This is a genomic window from Paenibacillus sp. FSL R10-2782 (assembly GCF_038592985.1).
Classification (GTDB): Bacteria; Bacillota; Bacilli; order Paenibacillales; family Paenibacillaceae; genus Paenibacillus; species Paenibacillus terrae_C.
In genome coordinates, this window is sequence record NZ_CP151951.1 from 3032622 (window position 1) to 3041490 (window position 8869).

Annotated in this window: 7 protein-coding genes; all 7 read right to left on the bottom strand. The window is 45.1% G+C overall.

Features of this window, described 5'->3' with window-relative positions:
• Window positions 1-140: 140 nt before the first annotated feature.
• Window positions 141-1607, bottom strand: coding sequence for an efflux RND transporter periplasmic adaptor subunit (locus NST83_RS13670; protein WP_342414605.1), 1467 nt, complete (start codon window positions 1605-1607; stop codon window positions 141-143).
• Window positions 1608-1672: 65 nt separating this feature from the next.
• Complete coding sequence (locus tag NST83_RS13675; RefSeq protein ID WP_137063361.1) at window positions 1673-3193, bottom strand: DHA2 family efflux MFS transporter permease subunit; 1521 nt, start codon at window positions 3191-3193, stop codon at window positions 1673-1675.
• A 15-nt stretch (window positions 3194-3208) separates the two neighbouring features.
• Window positions 3209-3862, bottom strand: a complete 654-nt coding sequence (locus NST83_RS13680) for an HlyD family efflux transporter periplasmic adaptor subunit (RefSeq protein ID WP_137063362.1) — start codon at window positions 3860-3862, stop codon at window positions 3209-3211.
• A 359-nt stretch (window positions 3863-4221) separates the two neighbouring features.
• A complete protein-coding gene (locus NST83_RS13685) occupies window positions 4222-5040 on the bottom strand; it encodes a hypothetical protein (RefSeq protein WP_342414606.1) in 819 nt (272 codons plus the stop codon).
• 20 nt (window positions 5041-5060) lie between these two features.
• Window positions 5061-5519 carry a flavodoxin gene (locus tag NST83_RS13690; RefSeq protein WP_342414607.1) on the bottom strand — a complete coding sequence of 153 codons (459 nt, stop codon included), beginning with the start codon at window positions 5517-5519 and terminating at the stop codon, window positions 5061-5063.
• Window positions 5520-5729: 210 nt separating this feature from the next.
• Window positions 5730-7211 (bottom strand): L-arabinose isomerase, encoded by a 1482-nt coding sequence (gene araA / locus NST83_RS13695; RefSeq protein ID WP_137063365.1) that lies wholly within the window; start codon window positions 7209-7211, stop codon window positions 5730-5732.
• 381 nt (window positions 7212-7592) lie between these two features.
• Entirely contained in the window at window positions 7593-8858 is a 1266-nt protein-coding gene (locus NST83_RS13700; protein WP_342414608.1) for an MFS transporter, read from the bottom strand.
• Window positions 8859-8869 lie beyond the last annotated feature (11 nt).

Below are 8869 nucleotides of genomic sequence, written 5' to 3' on the forward strand. Positions count from 1 at the left end.
CCCCTACCGACATCAATCCTATGTAAGATGTGCGTAATGAAATCAAAACAGGGCAGCCCGGTAAAATTACTCCAGTCTGCCCTGCGCCTATACTCCCTAATAAATATCTACTATATAATACATTAGATTTTGAAGCCGAATTATTGGCTAATGGTGATTGGTGAGTTATCCGACAGCAACGCCAGATTATTCACGATTACATTCTCTTCGTTGCTCAAGCCACTGGTAACCAGTGTTTGTGAGCCTGTCGTCTGAACCGTCTTCACTTCCTTGCGTTTCGCATGGTCACCATTCACAACGTATACATATTGCTTGCCCTGATCCTTTTGAATCGCTGCGGTAGGAACGACAATACCTTCTTGTGCATTCGCAGCGACAAAGCTGATATCAGCCAGCATACCGGATTTCAGTTTCACATCCGGATTTGCCACCGAAATTTTCACAGGATATCCTTTTCCACTTGCATCCAACGGGCTTACATTTTTCACTGTACCTGTTGTCACAATATTGGAAGCTGCTACACGAACCTGTACCTTGTCGCCTGCTTTTACATTGTTGATCTGCTCAGCAGGTACATAGATCAGTGTATTAACTGTACTCAGGTTAGCGATGACCAGCGCAGGAGCCTGAGCGGATACCATTTCGCCTACTTCTGCATTTTTCGTACCAACAATACCGTTTATCGGTGATGTAATCACAGTATCGTCAAGTGCGTCCTGAGCGATACTCACATTTAGCTGTGCCTGCTTGAGAGACTGTTGGCTGGACTCGATAACCGCTGTATTTTGAGATACCTTCAGTTGATTTTGTGCATTGCTGTAGCCGCTGTTAGCATTACTGTAGCTGTTTTTTGCAGAATCGTAGCTGTTACGGGCCGTAGTGAGCGCCTTCTGAGCAGCCACCAGTTGGTCCTGGGCATTAGCCTGGGCATTTTGCGCATTGTTGTATGCCGCTTCTGCGTTCACAACGGCTGTTTTTGCTTGTTCCAATTGTGCTTGAGTACTCGCACCTGCATCAAACAGGCTTTGAGTGCGCGTTACATTTTTCTGAGCATCCGCCAGCGCTTGCTGCGTTTGCTTCACCGTATTGGCCGCCGAGGAAACGCCGTGTGTTGCCTGTTCTACGGCTGTAGTAGCCTGATTAATGGCTCCCTGCGCCTGATTGATTGCGCTTTGGGACTGAATCACGCCGCTTTTGGATTGTACTACGCCCGAGTTGGCTTGAACCATTGTTGATTCATGGGATGCCTGAGCAGAACTCACTCCTGCTGCTGCCGCAGCTGCTGCGGCACGGGCTTTCGCTACATTATTCCGCATGTCCTTGTCATCAAGCTTGAACAGCACTTGACCTTTTTTGACCTCTGAGCCAATATCCACAGGCAGTTCAACTACTTTACCGCCCACTTTTGGAACGATATTCACCGTCTCCGAAGGTGTTACCGTTCCTGTATAAATGTTCCCTTGCCCAATGATACCCTGCTGCGCTTGGCTGATCTTGACAGGAACGACCATATCCTGCGCCGCCCCGCTATTACTGGAGCAGCCTGCCAGCACTGCGCCGCCGAGCACTAAGGCCGCTAATGTACTTTCTACTCTCAATATTTTCATGATAATTTCCTTTCTTTCTGTCCGTGGAAATAATGTAAGCCATCCAGTCGATATTTTGTAGTTCTTTATAAAGCTTCCGGCTGTGTCTTTGCTTTCTTCCTCTGAATAAACAAAAAGATTAGTGGAATCGTGCAAAACAGCGGTATGGATGAAATGAGGAATGTATCCCCAATTCCTCTTGATGTGGCATCCAGTGTGATTAAGCTACTTATGGATGACATCCATGAGCTGCCCAACGACGCTTGCAGCGCATGAGCCGCGTCCGGTGTAACAGTCTCTGAAATTTGTTGGGCATGAGCCGCCGAACGACTTTGCATAATCGCTGTCAGCACTGCAATAGCCATAGAAGCTGCAACGGTACGTACCAGATTGGATGCTGTAGACGCATTCGCTACTTTACTTGGATGAACAGCGTTCATACCGACCGTAGACAATGGCATCATACAAATGCCGATTCCCAGACCCCGAAATGCCATTACCGTTTCTAGCCAAATATGCGGTGTGTCTGGCGTAAGTTGATGCAAATGATATGTCATAAAGCTGGTCAACGTCAGGCCAACAAGTCCCAGGGGCACAATGCCGAACTTATCAAATAACCGCCCGGCAATCGGCATCATAGCCGCCATTGCAATCGCCTGTGGAATGAGAATGATTCCGGTATCAATCGGTGACACATGCTGAATATTTTGCAAAAACAACGGTGTCAAAAACGTACCTCCGTACATTCCCATCATGACCAGACTGGAGGCAATGACACTAATCGTATATTTTGAATTTTTAAATAATGAAATTTCAATTACAGCATTGTCTTTTCCGCTTTCCACATAAATAAGAAAGACAAGCGCCCAGAAGGCGACGAACAGTAGAGATACAATTTTAAAAGAGGTCCAGCCATCATGCTGCCCGTTAGTCAGTGCGTACAAGAGCGTCCCTGCACAAGTTGCGGCCAACAAAAAGCCCGGCAAATCAAACGGCTTTGGTGTTGCTTTAGGCGGCTCTTTGATTAGTAGAATGACCATTAAAATTGCAAATAAAGCTACAGGCAGACTGACAATAAACAGAAAACGCCAGTTAAACCATTCAATTAAGTATCCACTCAGCGTAGGTCCTACAGCTGGCGCTGCCATTGCGGCGATCCCCCAGATACCAAGGGACATACCAATTTGTTCACGCGGCATGATTTTGTAAATAATCGTCATGCTTAGCGGCATAATGACACCGCCTCCCAATCCAGCCAGTACCCGTGCTGCGATCAGAGAAGAATCACTCCATGCAAAAATACATATTCCCGTTCCCAGCGAGAACACGCTGAGGGCAAGTATTAAAAACTTTTTGTATCCGATACGCTGCTCCATATATCCGGTAATCGGGACGATTACACCAGATGCAAGCGTGTAACCTGTAATAACCCACTGAATACGTGTCGTCGTTGACCCTAAGTCTGTCGTCAATCGAGGAATGGCGACATTGATCAGACTGTTGTTCAGAATGGCGACAAAGGCGCCTAAAACGATGGCAAAAAAAGCAAGCCAGCGTTCTTTGGAAGAATCTGTCGAAGGAGCAGCAGCAGTTTCATTGGCAGCCACATGGACCCCTCCTTTTTAAGGTGTATGGATTTTAACTTCCACGTTCGTTCCTGGAATGAGCTTCATATCCTTCGGCTTGTTAACAGCTATTTCTACAGGCACACGCTGGGTCACCTTGTTAAAGTTACCGCTTGTGTTTACGGCAGGAATGAGCGAGAACACCGCATTTGAGGCTTCGCCCACTTTGCGAACTTTGCCTTGAATCGTCTTGTCGCCTGCTGCATCAAGCGTAATGTCAACAAGCTGTCCCGGTTTAATGCGGTCAATATCGGTTTCTTCAATATTCGTGGAGACATACAGACTGTTCATATCAACCATGGTCGCAACAGCACTGCCCGGAGAACCGATTTCATGCTCCTTCGAATAAATCTTAATAACGGTACCGTTGATCGGCGCACGCAGAACGGACTTGCTAATCATGCTGGAATCCAGCCCCGATACATCCTGCTCCGCAATCGGTTCATTGCGCTGAAGAACATCGCCTTCCTCCACATCAATGTGTGTAATCTCTCCTGAAATTTGCGGCATTACCTTATATTGATCCGCTTGAATACGCGCATCATCACTCTTAACAAAGTGTGTTGCCTGATACCAATAATAGTAGCCAATGACTCCGCCGCTCAGAATGAGCAGTACGATGAGAATTGGCAGTACAGTTTTCTTACTCACTTCTTCCACCCCTGTTGTCCAAAAAATTTTATTATTCAACACTAATATTTTAATTTTGAAATATTAGGGCATCAAACCAAACCGTAAACGCAAAATAAACACATGGCAGCATACCATGAAAAAGAATGAACATTATTTATGTACGTAGGCAATCCTTGTCTATGCTCACACACACCGTCTCCTTTATATTTAAATATTTTCATATAAATATCGTACATTGAAGTATTATAGTTATATTTATCTATTCAGGCAATATAAATTTTCAGTTTTTCAAAAAAAATTCATAAAAAAGAGCCTTGCTTTCCAAGGCTCCTTCAACGAAGAGGTGTTATTCATATTTAAAGGGGTTTAAAAATGTACTAAGAGAAAAGCAAAGTCCCCAATAATCGTTCTTTACAGTTTTTGGCCTCCTGCTGCTCTTTTGGGTTTTTATCCATCCTGTTGCTATTGCCCTGTGATCGTTGTCCCCCTATGCAGGCTCCACAGTGACATCGTTCTGTTGTCGCGTGTACATCCTCTCTGGAGTCCCGTAATAACCGAACGTAATCCAGAGATTGCTGTAAAGAAGCAGGACCCGGGATAAATCGGACTTTTTTTCCTTCCAGCAGACAGGAGACCTCAATGAGCTGAGGAAGAGCACCAAATGCATAATAACAAAAAACATTCGTCAAATGTTGAAATGTATGAATAACGTTGAGATTATAATCCACGATGTACTTCTGAATCAGTAAGGAATCGGCTCCAGCTGACAGTTGCCAGGCCGCCTGCACAATAAGCGAAATGTCAACCTCAAGCTCAGGGACCGACGTGCAAAATTGCTCGTACAACATCACTGGCACTGACAAGTCCCTATTTAACGCACAAATTTTAGACAGCTCGCCTGACACTTTATTTTTGACGTCCCAGTAATGGAACAACGATTCGAAGCCGGTTGGCTGTGTGGGCCACCATTTCTCCAGCACGTACTGGACGGGGATTTCCCGCCGCACCTCTACTTCCATTCCGAAGTATTCATTTAGCGCATGCCCTACCGCATATTGAACCCGTTGCCTCCAATTCCAGCCTTCACGCCCGCGTTTTCCCTGCGATTGACGGGTAGACTGAGGAGTTCTCCACATCTCCTCAAGCTGATAGTCGTGCAGAAGAGGAAAGCCGCTTAAGCTATCGCTGTTGCGCATATCTATCCCTCGCTCTCTTCTCAGGACACCCCAATACCAGCCTGTGCAAATTGTCTTCCGTAAGCCCTGCAATTTTCCTTTTCATCGTCCAGTGGGTTGAATTCGATCTTCAAGCTCTCCTGAACAACAGCTGCACCACGTTCTTTGACTTTTTGCTCTACCAGGTCAACCGCACCGCAGAATTGCGTATAGGATGTATCTCCGCTGCCAAATACAGCGGTCTTTTTACCGGACAAATCAAGTTCATCCAGTTCCTCGTAAAAATCTAAAAATTCATCAGGAAGCTCACCATCTCCCCATGTATATACACCCAACAGGAACCCGTCATAGCCGAGCAGTTCCTGCGCGCTGCAATCATACGAAGCCTTCAACTCCGCCTCATGTCCTGCCTGGCGGACGCCTTCGGCGATCAATTCTGCGATTTCCTCAGTATTACCAGTCATACTGGCATAAGCAATCATGATTTTACCCAAGTTCATCCCTCACTTTTGTTTGACATATGGAATGCATTCATTCCCTATTACTCAAATAATATTTGATAATGATTCTCATTGTCAAATATTAATTTCAAATAAGTGTTTTACACATGGTGCAACATACGCAAAACAGCCGCATAGCATGCGGCTGTTCGCTGATAAACCCTATGAGTAAGCTGCTTCAATAAGCAGCTTGTTTATTTATTGCATCCATTATTTATTACGCCAGTACAGTTCATTCCATTGCAGCTCCTGACGGAACTGACGGATGTTCGTGTTGTTGTCAATGACGACGGCTTCTATGCCTGTCAGCTCTGCGTAATCCAGCAATTGCTCCGTGGTTACAGCATAGGACAACACCGTATGATGCGCTCCACCCGCATGAATCCATGCTTCTGCGGACACTTCCAGAGAAGGCTCAGGTTTCCACAAAACGCTGGCTACAGGCAGCTTCGGCATTTGGTTTTTATTTTCCACAGCATGGATTTGGTTAATAATCAGACGGTAACGTCCTCCCAATTCAATGATGGATGCTACAAGCGCCTTACCCGGTTTGCCTTCAAAAATAAGACGAGCCGGATCGGCTTTGCCGCCAATACCCAACGGTTGAACATCAATACGCGGTTTGTTTACAGCAATCGTCGGACATACCTCCAGCATATGAGAACCCAAATTCAGTTCATTGCCCGGCTCCAAATGATAGGTGTAATCTTCCATAAAGGAAGTATCCACATTATTCGCCATCAGCTTCATCAGGCGCGTCAACGCTGCCGTTTTCCAGTCACCCTCGCCGCCGAATCCGTAACCTTGGGCCATCAAACGCTGAACCGCCAAACCAGGCAGTTGTTTCAGACCATGCAGGTCTTCAAACGTTGTCGTAAAGGCTCCAAATTCTCCGTCCTGCAAAAACTTTTTCAAGCCCAGCTCAATACGAGCCTGCTCCAAAATAGAATCACGTACTGCTCCCGGTTGCTTGGCTTCTGCGGATAGCTCATACAGGTCATGGTATTCCTCGAACAGAGAGTTAATATCCCCCTCTGACACGTTATTAACGACCTCAACCAGATCACCCACACCATAGCCATTGATTGACCAGCCCAACTGGGCCTGAGCAGATACTTTGTTGCCGTCGGTTACAGCTACTTCACGCATATTGTCACCAAAACGGGCTACTTTGAGATTTTGGCTTTCGCTATAAGCAGCAGCCGTGGACATCCAGCCGCCGATGCGTTTCTGAACGCCTTCTTCCTCCCAATAGCCAACAACGACTTTGCGAGTTACACCCAGACGGGCACCGATAAAGCCAAATTCACGGTCACCATGCGCGGATTGGTTCAGGTTCATAAAGTCCATATCAATACTATCCCAAGGGATATCACGGTTAAATTGAGTATGCAGGTGCAACAATGGCTTTGCCAAACGCGTCAAGCCAGCAATCCACATTTTCGCTGGAGAAAATGTATGCATCCAGGTAATAATCCCTGCACACAGGTCATCTCCGTTCGCATCAATAATGAGACGACGAATCGCGTCGGAATTCGTCAGAACCGGCTTGAGTACCACTTCAAACGGTAAATGACCACTACGGTTCAATCCCTCTACAATTTGACGAGAATGCTCTTGTACCTGATCGAGCGTCTCGGGTCCATACAAATGCTGACTTCCTGTAGCAAACCAAAATTTAAACGGTTTCATAATTAAAAATTCCTCCTGTCAGGAAATAAGTATAGTTGCAGCTGTATTCATAGATAAACTATTATGTACGTACAATCTAATATTTTTATCAATATTATGATGAAAAATGATTAGTTGTACGTACAAGTGGGATTGACTTCATTTTAATATGGAAGCGCTCTAATTACAAGTGTATTCGGCAAAAAAATATTTTTTATCTGGAAACTGAGCACTTCTCCTAGGTTAATATCCTAAGCATCTTAGTAAACAAGCACGTAAGCCCTAATAGTCATGACATATCAAACAATGCCAAGCCCTATAATTAGGACTTGGCATTATTGTGAGGAAATTCCCACACAAAGTTGATCATCTATTTTACATGAAAAACAGACATTAAAACTTTTAACTTACTTCATTTGTTGCATGAGGATGCCCCAACCCACCTGCCTTCTCTAATGGAATTTCAAACTGACGAACTGTCTTGATAAAGAACATGATTAGTCCAGACAATACGGTAATCAGGGCGCTGAAAAACAAGACCTCAGGCAGTGAGAATCGCAAAGCTAACGCGCCGCCAATCAGAGCTCCCAGCGGAAGGGCCGCATTCGAGAGGGTATTCGTAAAGGCGATCACACGTCCTAACAGCGGTAAGGGAGTAATAATTTGGATCAAAGACATTTGCAATATATTAATTATACCTGTAAAAGCACCTATTAGGAGAGCCGCCAGTAGTTTCATCCACATCTGGGGCATCACAGAAAACAGGAAAATGGCAAGTCCTGTAGCTACCCATGCAGCTGCAATGGTAAGACCGTTCCTTTTAAGCACATTTACCAGAAAAGAACCTACAAAAATGCCGATGAAATAAGAAATATACAGCAAACTGTAATAGATTGGCGAACCGTAATCGACAGCAATGGAGGGCATAGTAATAATCAGAAAAGCCATTGAAAAGTTGGCAAGAGCAAAGAATGGCAACATAATTCGCAAAAAGGTGTGGCGTTTTACAAAGGTATATCCTTCTTTCAGTTCTCTCCAATAGTGCCCTAATGTTAGCGAGCCCTCGCTATGTGTCCCTTCCGTTGAATGAGTGTCGAGCTGTTTGCTGAGTCTAATATATACGACACCTGCAAGGAACAGCATACCGCTGGCCAGTAAAAAGGTGTTTTGCATACCCATAGCGATAATGAGCGAAGCTCCAGCCAGATAACCAGCGATATTAATGATCTGGTCCGACGATGAAATCATAGAGTTCGCCCTAATAATTAAATCTGGTACACGAACAAGTTGAGGCAGCATTTTACTGTTAGCAGGATAGAACAGCATGGAGAAGCAAGACGCTATAAAAACGATCGCGAGGATAATTATCAAATTGGTCATCCCGTCTCGAATAAGAAACGGGACAATCGAAATTAGAATCGCCTGCGCAAACAAAGCAATGCTGGCCAAGCGTGCGGGTGAATAGCGATCTACGAGTGGGCCAACAAAAAAGCTGAAAATAGATGCTGTAGATACCGCCGCATACGTGAAACTGGTAAATGCCACTGACTGCGTCGATTGCTGAACAAAATATAACAACACAATGGAATAAATGCTATCCGCTATATTTGCCACGGTACGTGAAGCAAAAAAGCGGACAAACCGATTGTCTTTGAATAAATGATTCACGTTTTCAGCTC